General features: G+C 49.8%; 19 protein-coding genes. 18 read left to right on the plus strand and 1 reads right to left on the minus strand.

The features are described from left to right. The first annotated feature begins 52 nt into the window (after positions 1 to 52). The 17 genes from ACTNCH_RS09985 (at position 53) to ACTNCH_RS10065 (ending at position 19,453) form a co-directional block, all read left to right on the plus strand. Positions 53 to 817 (plus strand): hypothetical protein, encoded by a 765-nt coding sequence (locus tag ACTNCH_RS09985; protein ID WP_441019321.1) that lies wholly within the window; start codon positions 53 to 55, stop codon positions 815 to 817. Positions 818 to 1,082: 265 nt separating this feature from the next. Next, on the plus strand, positions 1,083 to 1,622 hold the full coding sequence (locus ACTNCH_RS09990; protein WP_441019322.1) for a Uma2 family endonuclease: 540 nt from the start codon (positions 1,083 to 1,085) through the stop codon (positions 1,620 to 1,622). 78 nt (positions 1,623 to 1,700) lie between these two features. Then, complete coding sequence (locus ACTNCH_RS09995) at positions 1,701 to 2,450, plus strand: MurR/RpiR family transcriptional regulator (protein ID WP_441019323.1); 750 nt, start codon at positions 1,701 to 1,703, stop codon at positions 2,448 to 2,450. A gap of 143 nt (positions 2,451 to 2,593) precedes the next feature. Then, entirely contained in the window at positions 2,594 to 4,150 is a 1,557-nt protein-coding gene (locus ACTNCH_RS10000) for a PTS transporter subunit EIIC (protein ID WP_441019324.1), read from the plus strand. Beyond that, a complete protein-coding gene (locus tag ACTNCH_RS10005; protein WP_441019325.1) occupies positions 4,119 to 5,489 on the plus strand; it encodes a family 4 glycosyl hydrolase in 1,371 nt (456 codons plus the stop codon). The genes ACTNCH_RS10000 and ACTNCH_RS10005 overlap by 32 nt, the downstream gene beginning before the upstream one ends. A 94-nt stretch (positions 5,490 to 5,583) precedes the next feature. Beyond that, positions 5,584 to 6,846, plus strand: coding sequence for a peptidoglycan-binding protein (locus tag ACTNCH_RS10010; protein ID WP_441019326.1), 1,263 nt, complete (start codon positions 5,584 to 5,586; stop codon positions 6,844 to 6,846). A gap of 75 nt (positions 6,847 to 6,921) precedes the next feature. Continuing rightward, entirely contained in the window at positions 6,922 to 7,692 is a 771-nt protein-coding gene (gene hisA, locus ACTNCH_RS10015; protein ID WP_441019327.1) for a phosphoribosylformimino-5-aminoimidazole carboxamide ribotide isomerase, read from the plus strand. A gap of 73 nt (positions 7,693 to 7,765) precedes the next feature. Beyond that, positions 7,766 to 8,290: a ribosome hibernation-promoting factor, HPF/YfiA family gene (gene hpf / locus ACTNCH_RS10020; RefSeq protein ID WP_441019328.1), complete on the plus strand. Its 525-nt coding sequence runs from the start codon at positions 7,766 to 7,768 to the stop codon at positions 8,288 to 8,290. Positions 8,291 to 8,433: 143 nt separating this feature from the next. Then, positions 8,434 to 11,007, plus strand: a complete 2,574-nt coding sequence (secA, locus tag ACTNCH_RS10025; protein ID WP_441019329.1) for a preprotein translocase subunit SecA — start codon at positions 8,434 to 8,436, stop codon at positions 11,005 to 11,007. A gap of 65 nt (positions 11,008 to 11,072) precedes the next feature. Then, positions 11,073 to 11,270, plus strand: a complete 198-nt coding sequence (locus ACTNCH_RS10030; RefSeq protein ID WP_441019330.1) for a small, acid-soluble spore protein, alpha/beta type — start codon at positions 11,073 to 11,075, stop codon at positions 11,268 to 11,270. 41 nt (positions 11,271 to 11,311) lie between these two features. Next, on the plus strand, positions 11,312 to 12,577 hold the full coding sequence (locus ACTNCH_RS10035) for a saccharopine dehydrogenase family protein (RefSeq protein WP_441019331.1): 1,266 nt from the start codon (positions 11,312 to 11,314) through the stop codon (positions 12,575 to 12,577). Between the two features lie 83 nt (positions 12,578 to 12,660). Next, on the plus strand, positions 12,661 to 13,104 hold the full coding sequence (locus ACTNCH_RS10040; RefSeq protein ID WP_441019332.1) for a GNAT family N-acetyltransferase: 444 nt from the start codon (positions 12,661 to 12,663) through the stop codon (positions 13,102 to 13,104). Positions 13,105 to 13,116: 12 nt separating this feature from the next. Further along, entirely contained in the window at positions 13,117 to 15,162 is a 2,046-nt protein-coding gene (locus tag ACTNCH_RS10045) for a hypothetical protein (protein ID WP_441019333.1), read from the plus strand. Positions 15,163 to 15,338: 176 nt separating this feature from the next. After that, positions 15,339 to 16,013, plus strand: a complete 675-nt coding sequence (locus ACTNCH_RS10050) for a transaldolase family protein (RefSeq protein ID WP_441019334.1) — start codon at positions 15,339 to 15,341, stop codon at positions 16,011 to 16,013. 17 nt (positions 16,014 to 16,030) lie between these two features. After that, positions 16,031 to 17,017 carry an adenosine deaminase gene (add, locus tag ACTNCH_RS10055; RefSeq protein WP_441019335.1) on the plus strand — a complete coding sequence of 329 codons (987 nt, stop codon included), beginning with the start codon at positions 16,031 to 16,033 and terminating at the stop codon, positions 17,015 to 17,017. A 93-nt stretch (positions 17,018 to 17,110) separates the two neighbouring features. Further along, positions 17,111 to 17,701 (plus strand): TetR/AcrR family transcriptional regulator, encoded by a 591-nt coding sequence (locus tag ACTNCH_RS10060; RefSeq protein ID WP_441019336.1) that lies wholly within the window; start codon positions 17,111 to 17,113, stop codon positions 17,699 to 17,701. A gap of 219 nt (positions 17,702 to 17,920) precedes the next feature. After that, the gene (locus ACTNCH_RS10065; protein WP_441019337.1) at positions 17,921 to 19,453 is read left to right on the plus strand and encodes a sodium/proline symporter; all 1,533 of its coding nucleotides are present in this window, start codon (positions 17,921 to 17,923) and stop codon (positions 19,451 to 19,453) included. A gap of 54 nt (positions 19,454 to 19,507) precedes the next feature. On the opposite strand, the gene ACTNCH_RS10070 is transcribed toward ACTNCH_RS10065, so the two are convergent. Next, positions 19,508 to 20,212 carry a S1 RNA-binding domain-containing protein gene (locus tag ACTNCH_RS10070; protein WP_441019338.1) on the minus strand — a complete coding sequence of 235 codons (705 nt, stop codon included), beginning with the start codon at positions 20,210 to 20,212 and terminating at the stop codon, positions 19,508 to 19,510. Between the two features lie 123 nt (positions 20,213 to 20,335). Here ACTNCH_RS10070 and aroD point away from each other — a divergent pair, with 123 nt between their 5' ends. Next, positions 20,336 to 21,094, plus strand: a complete 759-nt coding sequence (aroD, locus tag ACTNCH_RS10075) for a type I 3-dehydroquinate dehydratase (RefSeq protein ID WP_441019339.1) — start codon at positions 20,336 to 20,338, stop codon at positions 21,092 to 21,094. The last annotated feature ends 5 nt before the right edge of the window (positions 21,095 to 21,099 follow it).

Consider the following 21,099-nt stretch of genomic DNA (forward strand, 5'->3'; position numbering starts at 1 on the left):
ACGAAGCTACGGAAAAATGCGCTAAGATAACAGAAACAGGAGGCGCAAGAATATGAAGAGAAAAAAGATATTGCTATGCATATTGCTGACCGCAGCCCTGCTGGTCGGCTGCAATGCCAGAAGCGTCACCCCACTGGCCGTCAATATCCCGACCGAGATAAACGGAACAGAATTTACCATTACCACAGAGCAGGCCTACCCGGATGACGACGAATTCTTAGCTGTCAGCGTCGTATACGGCGACCAGACCCTGAAGCTGGATGAAAGTCTGGGGGTAAAAGGTATCTACGAGGTAGTTCAGAAGGACGGTACCTATGTGCTGACAGAAACCGGCACCTTCAATGACTGGCGGGTGGTTTATCTGCTTCGGGCAGATGAGAAGGGAATCACCGAGACAGACGTGATAGATGGTTCCCTGGGTGATATGCCAAAGAATCCCGAGGACGGATTTTCTATTACCTCCAAGATAGACGTGCTGGGCAGCTATGGCGGCACCAGGACTTACACCATTGAAAACGGCCGCTTTACCACAGACAGCACGCTGTATGAATTCCGGGGCACTCCGGACGGATACAGGCCTGTGCTAACCGTAACAGGCAAGATCAGCTGCCGGATCGAAGGCGGCAGTACGGAGCTGAAGCCTGGCGATATCATCACCCCGACGGCATATTCGGAGGACGGAGTATTTTATTTTGAAAGGGAGGACGGCACTCCGGGCAGCTTCCAGGTGGATCTGGACGGGGAAGGAAATTACGCATATACAATTGGCGGCGTAGATGAGAATGAGCTGTTTGAATCGCTGCCCTATGCAGGTTAAAGACAGGTGTGACACCCGGTCGGAAGGAATCCTTCCGCCGGGTGTTTTTGCACGAATTTAAAAGGATTATTTTGGAGTGAAAAAATCATGTGATTCTTCGTACTTTTCACGGCAATCACACCTCTCGCAGAAGCGTGGAGTGAAATCAGGGAGTGAATCACTCCAAATATTCCAGAGATTGTGAGCCCACAAAAGATAGCGACGCCTTTACTTTGGCAGAAAAAATAAATATAATGAAGAAAGGAGAAAAGAAGGAGGTATGATTATGCCGCTTTTGAAAAAGGATTACTATACGATAAAGGACATCGAAGAACTGCCGGAAGGAGAAAGGGCAGAACTGATAGATGGACAAATATACATGTTGGCGACACCCAGTACGAGACACCAGAGATTATCACATTTCTTGCTTAAAAAGATAGATTCCTATATTGAATCGAAAAAGGGAAAGTGCGAGGTGTTTTATGCACCGTTTGGTGTGTTCCTGAAAAATGAAAAATGGGGAGAGGATTTCGTAGAGCCAGATCTTATGGTAATATGCGATCCGAATAAGGTAGATGAAAAAGGCTGTCATGGCGCACCCGATTGGGTGATAGAGATAGTCTCCCCTTCCAGCAAAATGAGGGATTACCTGCAAAAAGCAAACCTGTACATGAACAATGGTGTCCGGGAATACTGGATTGTGGATCCGGTGCGCGAGGTGACCGTAGTTTATAAGCGCGAGGAAGAAGGATTCCCGGTAATATACAAATTCGGTGAGCCGGTAAAGGCAGGGATATACGAGGACCTTGAGATTACGATAGAGTAGGAGAGATTCGACGCCTTTACTTTCACTCAGAGATCAAATATAATGGAGAAAGAAACGGAAGCGTGCAGGGGGATACATGTGGAGAAGTTTATCGGTGAGTATGAAAATTTAACAGACAGTGAAAGAAATGTTTTTACGTATGTATTTCAGAACCAGGAAAAAGTTTCTGTTATGAAGATAAATGATCTGGCTGAAGAGACGGCGGTTTCGAAAACAGTCGTGATTAATATGTGTCAGAAATTGGGATTTGATGGCTTTGGAGATCTGAAATATTATTTAAAAGGCAGGCAGGAAGAACGGAGCCAAAGAACCTATGAGGATATACAATTTCAGTGTCTTGATCAGATAAAGAAGACGATGGCAGTGGTAGATCGGCAGTGTCTGAAAAGGGTGGCGTCTGCTATTATCAAGACAAAAACAGTATATATTGTTGCCAGAGGAACAAGTAAAGCTGCGGCAGATTATCTGGAACATTTACTTTTACTGATAGGAATTAAGTGTATTAATTTACGGGATTACAATCTGAATTCTACAGTTATCAAAAAAATTAATATGAACGAATCTGTAATTTTAATTTCTTTATCAGGCGAAACAAGAAAAATAGTCGAAGTGGCAAGAATTGCAAAAGCCAGATCTGCAACGGTAATTGCCCTGACTGGCTTTTTTTCCAGTACGATTGGACGATTGGCGGATTATACCTTATATTGTTCCGCAGAAAATGCAGATACCAGAGAAAATGATATTAATTCAAGGCTGGGAATGTTTGTCGTGATTGATATGCTGGTAACAATTGTAAAGGAAATGTACGAAGAAAATATATTTAAATGAAAATGGCAGAAATGACATAAGTCAGAAGTTGTGACATTAGTATTGAAAAACAATCTATGTCACAGCTTTTTTATTGTATGGCAGGAAATATCTTTTTATAATTAGTTCATGGTTAACCAAAAAATAAGTATAGGAGAAGAAGAATGTTAAAGAAATATAATCAGGCAATACAGAAATTCGGAAGAACATTGTTATTGCCAATTGGTGTTATGGCGCCAGTAGGTATGGTATTGGGAATTACGGGAGCTCTTGTACAAAGCTATATGATAGCAAGATTTCCATTTTTAGGGACTCCGGTTGTCAACACGATCTTAGTAAGTATCAGAACAATTGCGAGTATTATCTTTGATAATATCCCGTTGCTGTTTGCGATGGGCGTCGCATATGGAATGAGTAAGAAAGACAAGGGAATTGCAACATTTGCCTCTGTTATTGGTTATCTGGTTATGCTGATTGCCATGAATGTGTGGTTGAAGGTAACGGGCAATCTGGCAGATCCGGAAACGATGAGTCAGGTAGGACAGATTCAAATCCTTGGAATTCAGACGTTAAATATAAACGCGCTGGGCGGAATCGTCGCAGGTCTGATAGCGGCATGGGCTACCGACAAGTTTTATAATCTTGAGTTACCGGTTGCATTCGCATTTTTTGCGGGTAAAAAATCAGTCTCTATTATCTGTATTCTGCTGATGTCAGCATTTGGTCTGACGGTTCCGTTTGTGTGGCAGTTCTTTGTAAAGGGACTTACTAAATTATCCGTTATATTTCTGTCTCCGGTAGGACCATTTTTTACAGCAGCAGGGGAAAGAGTATTTATTCCCTTTGGCCTTCATCATTTATGGAATTCTCTGTTCCGTTTCACGGAAGCTGGAGGAAGTTATGTGATTAATGGTGAAACATATGTAGGCGTGGTTCCGGCCATGAATGAGATTTTGTTTAATCTTGGACCGTCCAGTGAATATTGGTCCATGATGCCAAAACTGACCAGATTTATGGCACAGCAGCAGATGCTGTGTACAATGTTTGCATTTCCGGCGATTGCGCTTGCTATGTATCAGACAGCCTATAAGAAAAATAAACCGCTGGTAAAATCATTGATGATCACCTGTGTAGTTACTGCGCTGTTGGGAAATGTTACGGAACCGTTGGAGTTCTCTTTTGTATTCATTTCTCCAATTCTGTATGTTATTTATGCTTGTATCATAGGAATCGGAGCAGTTGCTTTGAGCTTTGCCCATGTTGCAATTGGATATATCCGTGGCACCATTTTTGACTTTGCAATTTTTGGTTTATTGTATGAAAAAACAAACTGGATATTCTTTGTCCTGATCGGTCTTGCCGTGTCAGTTGTAACCTATCTGGTATTTAAATGGTTTATCTTGAAATTCGACATAAAAACGCCGGGACGTGAGGACGCTCCATCTTTGGACAATACGCTGATTAAAGAAAAGAAGTATGACAAAATTGCGGAGATAGTTATTGAAGCGCTCGGTGGAAAAGAAAATATCAAAAATGTAGAGAATTGTATCACCCGATTGAGAATTGACGTGGAAGATATTAAGAAAATTGATAAGAAAAAGCTGAGTGAATCAGGCTGCTCAGGCGTATTTTTCCCGGCTCCGCAGCATATTCATATTGTGTTTGGTCCATTGGTTGAGTTTGTAAGAAATGCAGTGGATGACAGATTGGAGAGGAGATAAGATAGAAATGACAATGAACAGAAAAAAACATATCATTACGATTGCGGGAGCAGGCAGCGCCAGAGTGCCGGCTTTGGTAGGCAATCTGATTGAGATGAAAGAACGTTTTCCGCTTACAAAAATCATATTTTACGATATTGATAATGAACGTATGGGAAAAATGCAGGCATATGACGAACTGGTTCTCAAAACTTATTATCCGGAAGCAGAGGTTGTATTTACTACAGATATGGATGTTGCGTATTGTCATACCGACTTTGTGTTTTGTCAGATGAGGGTCGGAAAAGGCGAAATGAGAAGCTATGATGAAAAAATGCCTTTAAAATACGGACTGGTAGGACAGGAAACCTGTGGGCCGGGAGGGTTTTCCTACGGGATGCGCTCTCTGGGAGCCATGAAGGAAATGGTGGAAAAGGTTCGTTCTTATTCGAAAGATACCTGGATTCTGAATTATACAAATCCGGCAGCTATTGTAGCGCTTGGATTGGATCGGTTATTTCCGGATGATAAACGAATTTTAAATTTATGTGATCAGCCATTTTCTCTGATGAAGTCTTTTGCAAAAATCCTGGAGATTCCGCAGGAAACATTAAGGGCAAGATATTTTGGATTGAATCATTTTGGCTGGTTTACAGATTTGTTTGATACAGCAGGAAATAATTATTTTGATCAGTTGAGGGATTATCTGAAAAATCATGATTTTAAGCCCTTTAATGCGGAGCAGAGATCAAAATCCTGGCTGGATACATATGTAAGAGTTAACAAGTATATGCAGTACTTTGATGAGTACATTCCGACCACATATTTACAGTATTATTTCTTCCCGGATGAAATTGTGCAGGAAAGCAATCCACATTATACCAGAGTGGATGAAGCGCGGGACAGCCGAGAGAAAGAAGTGTTTGAGGTTTGCGGACAGGCCGTCGGACGGGATACAATGGACGGAATTACCATGCTTACCAATGGGGTCTTTGGTAAATTGATGGTAGAAGTGGCGGAATCCATAGCATACGATCTCCATAACGAGTTTATTGTTCTGGTAAAAAATAACGGCATTATTCCTAATTTTGAAAAGGACGCAATTGTAGAAGTTGCAGGAACAATTGGGAAAAATGGAGCAGAAGGTTATTATTTTGGAAACATCGATATGTTTTACAAAGGTCTGATGGAAAATCAATACGCATATGAGAGCTTGACGGTAGACGCGTTTATTGAGCAGGACTATAAAAAGGCGCTGGAAGCTCTGACGTTAAACAGAACAGTTATTGATCCGGAAAAAGCAAAAGCCATCTTAGATGATTTTCAGTTGGTTTCAAAAGATTATTGGGTATTAAAGTAGAATCATGAAAAGCCATGATGAGAAAATAGTTTCATCATGGCTTTTTTACGCATCTTCGCATATATTGTAGAAAGAATCCATACAGGAAACCACCATGCAAAATTTTAGAGTAAGAGCCATGCAGTCCGCCATGCCGGACTATGGCAAGCTTCAGATTCATATCACCTCTGCCCGGGGATTCCGGCCCGTGGACGGGGCAAAGGTAGCCATTTCCTATACAGGGGAGCCGGAAAAGACCGTGGAGGAGCTGATCACTGACGGCTCCGGGCAGACAGACGAGGTCGAGCTGGCAGCGCCGCCTCTGGAGTACAGCGTGCGGCCGGGAGAGGCCCAGCCCTATTCCGAGTATACCCTGTCGGTTACCGCGCCGGGTTTTGAACCGGTGGAGATAGCCGGGACAGAGATTCTGCCGGAGGTAACGGCGCTCCAGGAGATTCGTCTGGAGCCGGAACAGGGAGACGCCTTTGAGCGCTATGTAATTGAGGCGCATACGCTGTTTGGAAACTATCCGCCGAAGATTGCGGAGGCTGAGATTAAGCCGGTAAATGAAACGGGTGAGATTGTATTGAGCCGGGTGGTGGTGCCGGAGTATGTCATTGTCCATGACGGCGCGCCCACAGACAGCAGCGCTTCGAATTATTGGGTCCGCTACCGGGATTATATCAAAAATGTGGCCAGCAGTGAAATTTATGCCACATGGACAGATGCGGCTATCCGCGCCAATGTGCTTGCGATCATGTCCTTTACCCTGAACCGGGTATATACCGAATGGTATAGATCTCGCGGCTATGATTTTACCATTACTTCCTCTACTGCCTTCGATCATAAATGGATTCGGAATCGGAATATATACGAGAATATTTCTCTGATTGTAGATGAGCTGTTTGCGGATTATCTGTCCCGGCCCAATGTAAAGCAGCCTATTCTGACCCAGTACTGCGACGGGAGGCGGGTGAGCTGTCCCAACTGGATGAGTCAGTGGGGAAGCCAGGCGCTGGGAGAGCAGGGCTATACCGCTATTGAAATCCTGCGGAATTATTATGGGGAATCCATGTATATCAATACAGCCGAGGAGATCTCCGGCGTACCATATTCCTGGCCCGGCTACGAGCTGACGGAGGGCGCTTCCGGGCAGAAGGTGCTGCAGCTCCAGGAGCAGTTAAACCGGATTGCGCGGAACTATCCGGCGATTCCGCTTGTCGCCGAGGACGGGGTCTACGGGCCGGCTACCGCAGAGAGCGTGCGGACGTTCCAGTCTATCTTCGGACTGCCCCAGACGGGGGTAGTAGATTATCGGACCTGGTATAAGATCTCGGAAATCTATGTGGGAGTGTCCAGGATTGCGGAGCTGAATTAGAATTCATAAAAAGTAGACAAAGAAGGAAGAAAACACTATAATAACAAAAAACACGAGAATAGGGAGGAACGGAGGATGCGGTTTCGTCCATGTATCGATATCCATAACGGACAGGTGAAGCAGATTGTCGGCGGCAGCCTGACCGATGAAAATGATTTTGCCAGGGAAAATTTTGTGTCGGAGCAGGACGCGGCCTGGTACGCGAAGCTTTATCGGGAGGAGGACTTAAGGGGCGGTCATGTGATATTGTTGAACGGCGCGGATTCGCTCTACTACGAGGCCACAAAAGCCCAGGCGCTGAAAGCGCTTCGCGCGTATCCGGGAGGGCTCCAGATTGGCGGCGGCATCTGCCCGGAGAATGCGGCGGAATATCTGGACGCGGGAGCAAGTCAGGTTATCGTGACCTCTTATGTCTTCCAGAACGGACAGATTCACTATGAGAAGCTGGAGAAAATGCGCTCGGCGGTAGGCCGTGAACGTCTGGTGCTGGATTTAAGCTGCCGCAAAAAGGACGGCGCGTATTATATTGTCACCGATCGCTGGCAGAAATTTACCGAGGTGCAGGTGACGCCGGCGCTTCTGGATGCATTGTCCGGAAAATGCAGTGAATTCCTGATTCATGCGGTGGACGTGGAGGGCAGGGCTTCCGGTATTGAGCGGGAGCTGGCGGCCATGCTGGGAGACTGGGCCGGAATCCCCATTACTTACGCAGGCGGCGTGGGCAGTATGGAGGACGTGGAGACTTTACGCACGCTTGGAAAGGGTCGGCTTGACGTGACCATCGGAAGCGCATTAGATCTTTTTGGCGGTTGTATCCCGTACCGAAATGTGGTATACTTGCAGTAGATGAATGATAGTAACTGTGAAGGTAGCGAACAGTTACAGCATTCGTTGAAATAACCGTAAAGGAGTTGATTTTATGCGTTTTGTAATCAGCGGCAAAAATATCGATGTGACAGAGGGGCTTCGTTCAGCGGTAACGGATAAGCTCGGAAAGTTAGGGCGCTATTTTACTCCGGACACGGAAGTACATGTTACTTTAAGTGTCGAAAAAGAAAGACAGAAGATTGAGGTTACCATTCCTGTAAAGGGAACCGTGATTCGTTCCGAGCAGGTAAGCAATGATATGTATGTATCCATTGATTTGGTGGAAGAGGTCATTGAGCGTCAGCTTCGTAAGTACAAGAACAAGATCGTACAGAGAGAGCAGGGAGGCGGAAGCTTCCGGCAGGAATTCATCGACAAAGAGGTGGAGGACGAGGAGGTTCGTATCATCCGTACCAAGCAGTTCGATATGAAGCCCATGTATCCGGAGGATGCCTGCGTACAGATGGAGATGCTGGGTCACAGCTTCTACGTATTTGTGAATGCGGAGACCGAACAGATCAATGTGGTTTACAAGAGAAAGGGCAATACCTACGGACTGATTGAGCCGGAACATTAAGACAGAGAATAACAGGGGGCTGCGCGCAGGCGCAGCCCCTTTTCAGATCCGGCAAAATTGCTTGAATATTCCGCCGTATAGTGTTAAAATGTGAAACAGAGTATGGTCTGAAATATTTGAGACATGAAGATTGGAGTTAGCAGATGAGTTTATTTACAAAAATGTTTGGTACTCACAGTGAAAGGGAACTGAAGCTGATTTACCCGCTGGTAGATCGGATCGAAGCGCTCCGCCCGGAGATGCAGAAGCTTTCTGATGAAGAGCTGAAGGGAAAGACAAAAGAATTTAAGCAGCGTCTGGCCGATGGCGAGACCCTGGATGATTTACTGGTAGAGGCTTTCGCGACCGTCCGCGAGGCTGCGAAGCGTGTGCTGGGTATGGAGCATTACCGGGTACAGCTGATTGGTGGTATTATCCTGCATCAGGGACGTATCGCCGAGATGAAGACAGGTGAAGGAAAGACCCTGGTGTCCACCCTTCCGGCTTACCTGAACGCATTGGAGGGTAAGGGCGTCCATATCGTTACGGTCAATGATTATCTGGCTCACCGTGACGCGTCCTGGATGGGCAAGGTACATGAGGCTCTGGGACTGACCGTCGGCGTGGTCCTGAACAGCAGCACAGGAGATGAGCGGCGCGCCGCTTATAACTGTGATATTACTTATGTAACCAACAATGAGCTGGGCTTTGATTATCTGCGTGATAACATGGTTATCTACAAGGAGCAGCTGGTACAGAGAGAGCTGCATTACGCGATCATCGACGAGATTGACTCCATTCTGATCGACGAGGCCCGTACCCCGCTGATTATCTCCGGACAGAGCGGCAAGTCCACCAAGCTTTACGAGATCTGCGACGCGCTGGCGAAGACCATGAAGCGCGGTGAGGCCAGTGGTGAGTTCAGCAAGATGAACGCCATCATGGGCGAAGAGATCGAGGAGACCGGCGAGTTTATCGTCAATGAGAAGGATAAGATCGTCAACCTGACGGCAGACGGCGTGAAGCGGGTGGAGGATTATTTCCACATCGAGAACCTGGCAGATCCGGAGAACCTGGAGATCCAGCACAATATGATTCTGGCCCTGCGCGCCAACTATCTGATGTTCCGGGATCAGGATTACGTGGTAAAGGATGATCAGGTTCTGATCGTCGATGAGTTTACCGGACGTATTATGCCGGGACGCCGTTACTCCGACGGACTTCATCAGGCTATCGAGGCGAAGGAGCATGTAAAGGTGAAGCGCGAGAGCAAGACGCTGGCGAATATTACCTTCCAGAACTTCTTCAATAAATACGCAAAGAAGGCCGGTATGACCGGTACCGCTCTGACAGAGGAGAAGGAGTTCCGCGAGATCTACGGTATGGACGTTATCGAGATTCCGACTAACCGTCCGGTTATCCGAAAGGATCTGGACGACGCGGTATACAAGACCAAGAAAGAGAAATTCCATGCAGTTGTGGAGGAGATCGAGCGTGCTCACGCCAAGGGTCAGCCGGTTCTGGTAGGTACCATTACCATTGAGACCTCTGAGTACTTAAGCGGACTGCTTCGCAAGAAGGGCATTCCGCATGAGGTATTGAACGCGAAGTTCCATGAGCGTGAGGCAGAGATCGTAGCCCTTGCCGGACAGCATGGAGCAGTTACCATCGCTACCAACATGGCGGGCCGTGGTACGGATATTAAGCTGGACGAGGATGCGAAGGAAGCAGGCGGACTGAAGATTATCGGTACCGAGCGCCATGAGTCCCGTCGTATTGACAATCAGCTGCGAGGACGTTCCGGACGTCAGGGAGATCCGGGAGAATCCCGTTTCTATATTTCTCTGGAGGACGATCTGATGCGTCTCTTCGGATCCGAGCGTCTGATGAGCGTGTTCAACGCCCTGGGTGTGCCGGAAAATGAGCAGATTGAGCATAAGATGCTTTCCGACGCTATCGAGAAGGCCCAGAAGAAGATCGAGAGCAACAACTTCGGTATTCGTAAGAACCTGCTGGAGTATGACCAGGTTATGAATGAGCAGCGTGAGATCATCTATGCGGAGCGTCGCCGGGTACTGAACGGCGAGAGCATGCGCGACGCCATCTATAAGATGCTCACCGATACCGTTGAGAATGTGGTAGACAGCCTGATTGGCGACGATCAGGATAAGGACGACTGGGATCTCATCGGCCTGAATGAGTCCCTGCTCCGCACGATTCCGCTGAAGACCATTACACCGGAGCGGATCGCCGACAAGAAGAACAAGGCAGAACTGAAGCATATGCTGAAGGAAGAGGCTGTGAAGCTCTATGAGCTGAAGGAGTCTGAGTTCCCGAATCCGGAGATGCTTCGTGAGCTGGAGCGCGTGTTCCTGCTGAAGGTGATTGACCGGAAGTGGATGGATCACATCGACGATATGGAGCAGCTGCGTCAGGGTATCGGCCTGCAGGCATTCGCCCAGCGTGATCCGCTGGTAGAGTATAAGCTCAGCGGTTATGAGATGTTCTCTGCCATGACAGCCAGCATTCAGGAGGAAACCGTCCGGATTTTGCTTCATGTCCGCGTGGAGGAGAAAGCAGAGCGTGAACAGGTAGCCAAGGTAACGGGAACGAACAAGGATACCTCTCTGGCAGCAGCGCCTAAGAAGCGCGAGGCCGCCAAAGTATATCCCAACGATCCATGTCCCTGCGGAAGCGGCAAGAAGTATAAGCAGTGCTGCGGAAGAAAGGGCCTGTAGGGCGAATAAGGATTGAGAAAATGGCCATACTTCTTTTAGAAAACAGAAAGGGGTATGGTCTTTTTATGGGAAAAACAAAAAAGCCGGATTTGCGGAAGCTGGAGCCGGAGGAGCAACTGAAATATGAGATTGCCGAGGAACTGGGACTTCTGGATCAGGTACTGGAAAAGGGCTGGAAATCACTTTCCGCCAAGGAAACCGGAAGAATCGGCGGGCTGATGACCCGGCGGAAAAAAGCGATGAAGGAGCAGCTGCGAAAGTAAAGCTAGAGAAACAGACACCAGAGAAAAGGAGTGTATAAGATATGAGAATGATGCTGACAGGCGCAGGCGCCGTAGGAGAATGTATTTTAAAAATGCTGGAAAAGCGGGATCCCAAGGGAGAGTGGCTTTCTTATGTGCTGCTGGCGGATTTTGATTTAAAGCGGGCAGACGAGGTAAAGAGCCATCTGGAGCAGGAGCGGAAATACCGGGAAGGAACGCAGTATGAGACGGCGCAGGTGGACGCCAGAGACCGGGAAGCGCTGACGGCGCTTATGCGGGAGTACCGGATTGATTTTGTGATGGACGCGGCCTCTCCCTTTGTGAGCAATTTTATATTTGACGCGGCCTTTGAGGCGGGAGCTGATTATGCCAGCATGGGCACCTGGTCGGTGCCGAAGGATCATCCGGAATTCGGAAAGGGCTTTGAGGGGGCTTACCTGGAGCCCATGACCAAATACAATTTTGACCGGCACGAGGCCTGGAAGGAAAAGGGTCAGATGGCCTGTATCTGTCTGGGCATCGATCCGGGCGTGGTAAATGTATTTGCCAAATACGCGGCAGAATACCTGTTTGATGAGCTGCTGGAGGTGCATGTGAAGGACGGCGGCAATCTGACGCCGCCGGAGAGTGAGAAGGACGAGATTATCTTTGGTTTCAATGTATGGACGGTGTTGGACGAAGTAATGAATCCCAACGCGGAATGGAGCCGGGAGGGCGGCTTCCTCATCGAGGATGCCTTTGCGGGAGAGGAGGACTTCCGGATGCCGGAGCCCTTCGGTGTCAATCATCTGGTAAAGGTGGAGCACGAGGAGGTAGTCACCATGCCGCGGTACCTGGAAAAATATGGATTACAGAAGGCCAGCTTCAAGATTGCCCTGGACGATAACCTGCTGAACGCTCTGAAGGTTCTGGATAAGCTGGGACTCCGGAATATCCATCCGGTTCAGGTGGGAGATGTGAAGGTGGTGCCCCGGGATGTGGTAGCGGCCTGCGCGCCCCAGCCCAAGGATATCGGAGAGGACATGACAGGCGGTATGTGCGTGGGCGTGGACTGTATCGGTATCAAGGACGGAGAGAAGAAGGAATATTTTATCTATCAGCCCTTTGACAATCAGGAGGCGCTGCGGGATTTCGGACTGCAGGCAGTGGTAGCCCAGACCGGCTTTGGAGCGGCTCTGGCCATCGAGCTTATAGGCCGGGGAATCTGGAAGGAGGCCGGCGTATTCTCGCCGGAGTACTTCCCCTCCCGTCCCTACATGGATCTGATGGAGGAGGCAGGACTGGCCTATCAGATCCAGGAACGCTAAGGCGTCCGGGCAAGCATGGTTGACGGAAAGCCGGATTCAAGGTACACTGTAAATACCAATGCGTAATAAGGAGAAAAGTTACCATGTTTGCACTGAAAAAAATGACAAAAGAGATGCACGATGAAGTACTGGCGATGGTGGAGGAGTTTTATCACAGCGACGCCGTCTGCCACCCGGTACCCCATGAGAAGCTGGAACAGACCTTTGCGGACGCTGTCAGCGACGATCCGATTCTGGAAGGAATTGTACTGACGGAGGACGACCGTATCCTGGGCTTCGGCTATATTACAGAATACTACGCCTGTGAGGTGGGCGGACGCTGCCTGATGTTTGAGGAGCTTTACCTGAAGGAGGAGACCCGGGGAAAGGGCTACGGAACCCGCTTTTTTGAGGAAGTTATGAAATCAAAGCCCCAGGTACGCCGGTTCCGTCTGGAGGTTACCCGCAGCAATGAGAAGGCGGTGCGCCTGTACGAGCGTCTGGGCTTTGAGTTCCTGACATACGATCAGATGATACTGGATCGATAAGGAGAGACTTTCATGAATTTCCGGAAAAATCTATCAACTGGAAAAAAGGAGCTGTGCTTCTTTCTGATCCTGGTGCTTCTGGGAGCAGGAAAGCAGTTTCTGGTTTATAACCTGCCGATTATGGCGGTGCCCAGAGGCATCCATGACGACTGGATTATGGTACATATGGCAGACGCCCTGCGAAACGGACAGTGGCTGGGAGAATACAACGACCTGACCCTGACCAAGGGTATGTTTTTCCCGCTGTATCTGGCGGTTATTAACTTTTTACATCTGTCCTATCTGAATGTGACGGCGCTTCTGTATACCGTCAGCTGCATGCTTTTTGTGTATGCCCTGCGGCCGCTTTTGAAGAAAGACTGGGCGTGCCTTGTGCTGTATCTGGTGCTTCTGTGGAATCCGGTATCCTATTCGGTACAGGCCTTTCAGAGAGTGTACCGCAACAGCATTTCCTATATCCAGGTGCTGTTGATTTTCGGAGGACTGCTGGCTCTGTGGCTGCGCCGGAGAGAACCGGTGCGAAAGCAGCTTCTGTGGCTTCTGACTGCAGCGGCAGGCATGGTGTCATTTTTTTATACCAGAGAGGACGCCATCTGGGTGGAGCCCTTCCTCATTGTATTTGTACTGGTTTATCTGGGAACTATGTTCTTCCTCTGGCGTAAGGAACACGCCAAAGCATACGCGGTGAAGGCCGTGCTGGTGCTTCTGCCCTTCCTCTGCGTCTGGGGCGCGGGACAGCTGATTGCCCAGGAAAATTATAATCATTATAACATTCGCCTGACCAACGAATTGCAAAAGGGCGGCTTTGCGGAAATGTATAAAAGCATGATGGCGGTGAAGCCGGAGGAGGATATTCCGGGTGTTACCATGACCCGGGAAAAGGTGGCGCGTATGTGCGACGAGTGTCCTACTTTAAAGGAACTGGAGCCTTATATCCACAGCAGCCGTCTCTACTGGGCCGGCTCTGAGGAAAATGAAAAGGACTGGGAGGTACGGGACGGCTGGGTATTCTGGATCTTCCGTACGGCGCTTATGCAGGCCGGATATTATACAGACGGGGAAACGGTGAACCGGGTCTGTCTGCAGATCCGCGACGAGCTGGAAACGGCCATGGACGAGGGACGCCTCACACGGCAGGCGACCATGCCATCCACCTATATGTCCCCCTGGCGGGAAGGGTATCTCGGAGATCTGTTCGGCGCGTTAGGCAAGGCTATTGCTTATACCACCACCTATGATGAGATGGAGACGCTGGTGTATCTTTACAGTGAGCCCGACGATAACGGCGGAATTCCACTGTTTGAGCGTATTACCGGAGACAAGGCTGTCTGGTATGAGTCCGATCTGGTGGAAATGGCAGGTTGGTACGCTTCCTATGAAGGCATGGACGGCGTGACCCTGCAGGCGGAGACGGCGGACGGGGCTGTGCTCGGCACGGCAGAGTTTACGGAAAGCGCTGATATCGCGGCCTATCTGGCGGGACAGGGGATCGAAGCGCCCGGCAGTGAAAAATGCCGGTTCTCCCTGAAGCTGTCGGTGGAGGACAAGCCTCAGACCCTTTATCTGAAGGCCTACCGGAATGGAACGCTTCTGGATTCCTACGAGCTTTCGGAGGATCTGACCCGTGTGGAGAGCGGGACTTCCTGCCTGAATCTGGACTGGTACTGGGATGTGCCGGAGCAGCATGGTTTCCTGGCAAAAATCAACTATAAAGGCGTCCTTTTAAATGGCATCCGTCAGGTGTACCATGTTACCGGAGCCGTGGCGGCAGCGGCAGGAGTTCTAGCTTATCTGGCGCTTTGCGTGCGGATGCTGAAGCGCCGCCTGCAGAAGGTGAAAGATGAAGATGGACGGGATCTGTCCGTATGGCTGACCCTTTCCGCCCTGCTGGCCAGCTATTTTGTACTGCTGGGTGGAATCTCTTACTCGGAGATCTCCGGCTGGAACGCGATTCTGTACTGGTATCTGTCAGGAGCCTATCCGGTGATGATTGCCTTTGAGGGAATGGCGGTACTGTTCCTGGTGCAGGATTATCGGGAGAGTAAACAAGATCACTGAATTACGGAAAAATTCCAACGGAATTTTATATATCTTATGCATTGCATTCTTTCCCCGTTGTATTATAATAAAGATATAACAAAATAAAACAAAATATAACATTATAGCACAACATATCACAACATATCCCGAAAACCCCAGAAGGGGAAGAGGTATGGAAAAGGAGACGATGTAGTATGAAGCTGATTATCGACAATGCCAACATTGATGACATTCGTTCCATGTATGAGTATTTTCCCATGGACGGCGTAACCTGTAACCCCACAATTCTGGCGAAGGAGAAGCGCCCACCCTATGAGGTGCTGAAGGAGATCCGGGATTTTATTGAGGAAGGCGAGCTTCATGTACAGGTTCTGAGCGATCATGCCGACGGCATGGTGGAGGAAGCCTACAAGATCCGCAAGGAGCTGGGAGACGATACCTATATTAAGATTCCGACCACCAAGGAGGGATTGAAGGCTATCCGGATTCTGGCAGCGGCAGGCATCCATGTGACGGCCACAGCGATTTATACCCAGATGCAGGCGTTCCTGGCGGCCAAATCCGGCGCGCTCTATGTGGCGCCCTATATCAACCGTATTGATAACCTGGGATCCGACGGCGTGCGTACCGCCAAGGAGATTCACGATATGTTCCGCAACTACGGCTTTAAGACCGAGGTGCTGGCAGCCAGCTTTAAAAATTCCCGCCAGGTTATTACACTGTGCGAGTATGGAATCGGCGCGACTACCATTTCCCCGGACGTACTGGATCTGCTGATTAAAAATGATTCCGTAACAGCGGCCCTGAACGTATTCCGCAGTGACTTTGAGCGTGTCTGCGGCAAGGGCAAAACCATGCTGGATTGTTAAAAATAAGAGGATTTCCTATGATAGATTTGCATTTGCATTTTGATGGTTCCCTGCTTCCGCGCACCGTACTGGAGCTTGCGCAGGAGCAGGGAATCCTGCTTCCGGCGAAAGAGCCGGATGAATTAAAATTATTTCTGACAGCTCCGGAGAGCTGCGAGAGCCTGAATGAATATCTGGAGAAGTTTGATCTGCCCCTTAAGGTGCTGCAGACCAGGGAGGCTGTCCGGAAGGCTATGTATATCCTGGTCAGCTCTTTGAAGGAGCAGGGAATGCTTTACGCGGAAATCCGGTTTGCGCCCCAGCTTCATACGAAAAAGGGGCTGACCCAGGGGCGGGTGGTACAGGCTGCCCTTCTGGGGATGCAGGAGGCGCTGGCGGGTTCCTTTTTCCGGTGTAAGTTGATTCTGTGCTGTATGCGCGGAGCGGACAACCGGGAGGAAAACCTTCTGACGGTGCGGACAGCGGCGGCCTTTCTGGGCCGGGGCGTGGCAGCACTGGATCTGGCCGGGGCGGAAGCCCTGTATCCGACAGAGGAATTTGCGGAGGTATTTTCCCTTGCCCGGGAGCTGGGCGTGCCCTTTACGATTCACGCAGGCGAGGCCGACGGGCCGGAAAGCATCGAGGCAGCGCTTTCCTTCGGCGCCAGCCGTATCGGACACGGCGTGCGGGCGGCGGAGAAGCCGGAGCTTCTCGAGCGGCTGCGGGAACAGCGGATTCCACTGGAAATATGTCCCAGCAGCAATGTGCAGACGAAGGCGATTCCCTCTCTTTCGCAGCATCCGGTTCTGGAGTTCCTGCGGCAGGGCCTGTGCGTGACAGTCAATACAGACAATATGACGGTGTCGGATACAACCATAGAAAAGGAATTCGGCCTGCTGTCCCGGGAACTGGGAATGACAGCAGAGGAACGGAAAAAATTGCTCCTCAACGCAGCGGACGCGGCCTTTCTGACGTCGGAGGAGCGCTGGCGGCTGAAAGACGTAATAGAAAAGACATGTTGCTGAATCTATGGAGTCTGAAATGAATTCAGGAACGTAAAAGCTATAGATAATAGAATGAATAAGCCCGGGAAACGGGCAGCAGACAGGGAGAAGAGAATGGCGAAGAAAAACGCGAGAAATACAAGAGGAAAAATTGTCAGCGCGGCCTGGAAGCTTTTTTACGAGCAGGGCTATGAGGACACGACGGTGGAGGAGATCATAGCCCTCTCCGGCACCTCCAAGGGTTCCTTTTATCACTATTTTGACGGAAAGGACGCGCTTCTCTCTACCTTAAGTTCTCTTTTCGATGAGAAGTATGAGGAGCTGATGGAGGAGCTGACGCCGGAGATGACGGCGATGGAGCAGCTGTTGTTTCTGAATCAGGAGCTGTTTAAAATGATTGAGGACAGTATTTCCCTGGATCTGCTGGCGCGGCTTTATTCCACCCAGCTGACGACCAGCGGCGAGAAGCATCTGCTGGATCACAACCGGATTTATTATAAGCTGCTCCGGAAAATCATTGCCAGAGGCCGGGAAAGCGGCGAGCTGAGCCGGATCTCCGGTGTCAGCGAGATGGTGAAGCTCTATGCCCTCTGCGAACGGGCGCTGCTGTATGACTGGTGTCTCTGTGCCGGGGAATATTCCCTGGTGGAGTACAGCGGGCGTGTGCTTCCGGTATTCCTGAGCAGCTTTCTGCCTCAAAAGTAGAAAATTTATTTTTCGTATTTTGTATCTTCTAAAATATCGTCTAGTATAAAAATACTGTAAATTCAATGAAAATCCTGTATTTTCGAAATGAAAGTACAGGATTTGTTCTATACATTATTCTGTATTGTAGTCTAATTTTCGTTGTGCTATAATAAGCCTCATGTGCGGGAGACGCCTGAACGGATCCCGCGATTGTAAAGGTATGAGGAGGAAATAACTATGGCAGGACAAGTTGGAATTCTCGCGGCGATCGTGATTTATCTGGCAGCGATGGTCTACGTGGGATTCTATTTCAGTAAGAAGGGCAGCGGAGATTCCGCAGATGAATTTTATCTGGGCGGCCGTAAGCTGGGACCGCTGGTAACGGCAATGAGCGCGGAGGCGTCGGACATGAGCAGCTGGCTTCTGATGGGATTGCCGGGCGTCGCTTATCTGACCGGTATCTCTGACGCAGGTTGGACCGCTATCGGCCTGGGCCTGGGAACCTACCTGAACTGGCTGATTGTGGCAAAGCGTCTGCGCCGCTATTCTGTAAAATGCAACGCGATTACCATTCCGGATTTCTTTTCCAGACGTTTCCGGGACGAGAAGAACATTCTGATGTGTATCGCGGCAATTGTGATTCTGATTTTCTTTATTCCCTATACGGCGTCTGGCTTTAAGGCGATCGGAACACTGTTCTCCAGTCTCTTCGGAGTCGAGTATCATGTGGCGATGATTGTCGGAGCAGTAGTCATCGTAGGTTACACCGTCATGGGCGGTTTTATGGCCGTATCTACTACAGACCTGATTCAGAGTATTGTTATGAGTATTTCTCTGGTGGTTATCGTATTTTACGGAATCCATCTGGCAGGCGGCTGGGACGCGGTTATGGCAAATGCGAACTCACTGGCCGGATATCTTTCCATGACGCAGATGCATGATGGTGCCACCAATACGGCTAGCCCCTACAGTCTGCTGACGATTGTATCTACCATGGCGTGGGGACTGGGCTATTTCGGAATGCCTCATATCCTGCTTCGTTTTATGGCTATCGAAGACGAGAATAAGCTGACGCTTTCCCGCCGGATTGCCAGTATCTGGGTTGTAATTTCCATGGCAGTGGCTATCCTGATCGGTGTGATTGGCTGCGCGGCTTCTGTACAGGGGGCGATTCCGACCTTCGCGACCAGCGCAGAGTCTGAGACCGTCATTATCCGTTTCGCACATCTGCTGGGACAGCATAATTTCCTGCTCTCTCTGATTGCAGGCGTGGTTCTGGCCGGTATCCTGGCCTGCACCATGTCTACGGCAGACTCTCAGCTTCTGACGGCGGCTTCTGGCGTATCCCAGAACCTGCTGCAGGATTTCCTGAAGATTAAGATGAGCGCAAAGGCTTCCATGATGGCAGCGCGTCTGACCGTAATTGGCATTGCCGTTGTGGCGATTTTCCTGGCATGGAATCCGGACAGCTCCGTATTCTATATCGTATCCTTTGCATGGGCAGGCTTCGGCGCAGCCTTCGGACCGCTGGTTCTCTTTGCACTGTTCTGGAAGCGTACCAATATGCAGGGCGCACTGGCCGGCATGATCGCAGGCGGCGTGATGGTATTCGTATGGAAGTATCTGGTTCGTCCCATGGGCGGCGTCTGGAACATCTACGAGCTGCTTCCGGCGTTCATCGTATCCGCTCTGGCAATTGTCATTGTTTCTCTGCTGACAGCGGCTCCCTCCAAGGAGATCTGCGAAGAGTTTGATTCCGTAGGAAAATAAAGAAGAAAGAGATAAAAAATGCCCCGGCAGCCAGACTGCCGGGGCAATGTTATTTTACAGCTTGATATTCCTGAAAAGGTCTCCCAGGGTGGTGGTCAGCTCCTCCGCCTTCGGGATTTCGATTTTTTCTTCCGGAAGATCTTCCGCAGCGGCTTCGTTCAGCGCCTTCATGCTCAGGGACAGCTTGCCGTCCTTGATAGCGATAACCTTTACCTTTACGGTATCGCCGACCTTCAGAACCACGTCCGGGCTCTTGATACGCTTTTCAGAAATCTGGGATACGTGTACCAGTCCGGAGAGACCGTCGCCCAGATCGATGAATGCGCCGTAGGGCTGAATGCTCTCGACCTTTCCTTCCGTTACCAGACCGACCTGTACGCTGGCCAGTTTTGACCGACGCTCCTCGGCAGCCTTCTCGCGAAGCAGCTCTCTTGCGGAGAGAACCAGCTTCTGGTTCTCCGGATCTGCAGTGATAACCTGTACCTGGATCTTCTTATTCAGCCAGTCCTCCAGGTTCTCCACATAGCCCAGAGAAAGCTTGGAAGCCGGGATAAAGCCGCGGATTCCTTCTACGTAAGCGACTACGCCGGACTTGACAATGCCGCTGATTTTTACGGTGAGAACGGTCTTGTCCTCCAGATACTGTACCAGAGTCTGCCATGCCGGATCTGTGATGTCAGCCACATCATTCTCCTGTGTATCCTGGAAGGAAGCCTCCAGCTCTTCCTTGAAATCGTCCATTGTTGTTTTTTCTTCCATTTCCCAATACCTCGTTTCATATAGAATTCAGATTACAGACAGATTTCTGAGAAATCTGCTGTCCAATAGTTCTATTATATGGTAAAATGGTGCAAAAAGCAAACGGAATCAGGAGAAAAATAGATGAATCGAGTGAAAATAAAAAAACTTGTTTTTGGAGAAGGAAGACCGAAGATCTGCGTTCCGATAACGGGCCGCACCAGAGAAGAGATTGCGCTGCGGACTGCAGAGCTGAAAGCGGCGAAGCCGGATCTGGCGGAATGGCGGGCCGACTGGTATGAGAAAGTATTTGACAGGGAAAAACTGGAAGCTACGCTGGCGTGGCTGCGTGAAGAGCTGGGCGAGCTGCCGCTTCTGGTGACATTCCGGACCAGAGAGGAGGGCGGCGAGCAGAGCGTAAGCCCTAAGGATTATGCGGCATTTTTAAGGACGGCCCTTATGTCCGGACAGGCGGATCTCATCGACGTGGAGCTGTTCCGGGGAGAGAAGCTGCTTCGGGATATCTGCAAAGAGGCAAAGGCGCAGGGGGTAAAGGTGATTGCCTCCAGCCATGATTTCGAAAAGACTCCGGCAAAAGAGGAGATCCTTGCCCGTCTAATCCGGATGCAGGACTGCGGAGCGGATCTTCTGAAGCTTGCGGTCATGCCTCAGGACGCGGGGGACGTGCTGACGCTTCTTTCGGCTACCTGGGAAATGCAGGAGCAGTACGCGAAGCAGCCCGTGGTAACCATGTCCATGGGTCCGAAGGGGGCGGTGAGCCGTCTGGCCGGTGAGGTCTTCGGCTCCGCCATGACCTTTGGAAGCGCAGGCGTGGCCTCCGCGCCGGGGCAGGTGAGCGTACCGGAGCTTAAGATGGCGCTGGAGGTACTCAGACAGGGATAGGCTGG

The organism is Candidatus Merdisoma sp. HCP28S3_D10, from assembly GCF_052065835.1.
Classification (GTDB): domain Bacteria; phylum Bacillota; class Clostridia; order Lachnospirales; family Lachnospiraceae; genus Laedolimicola.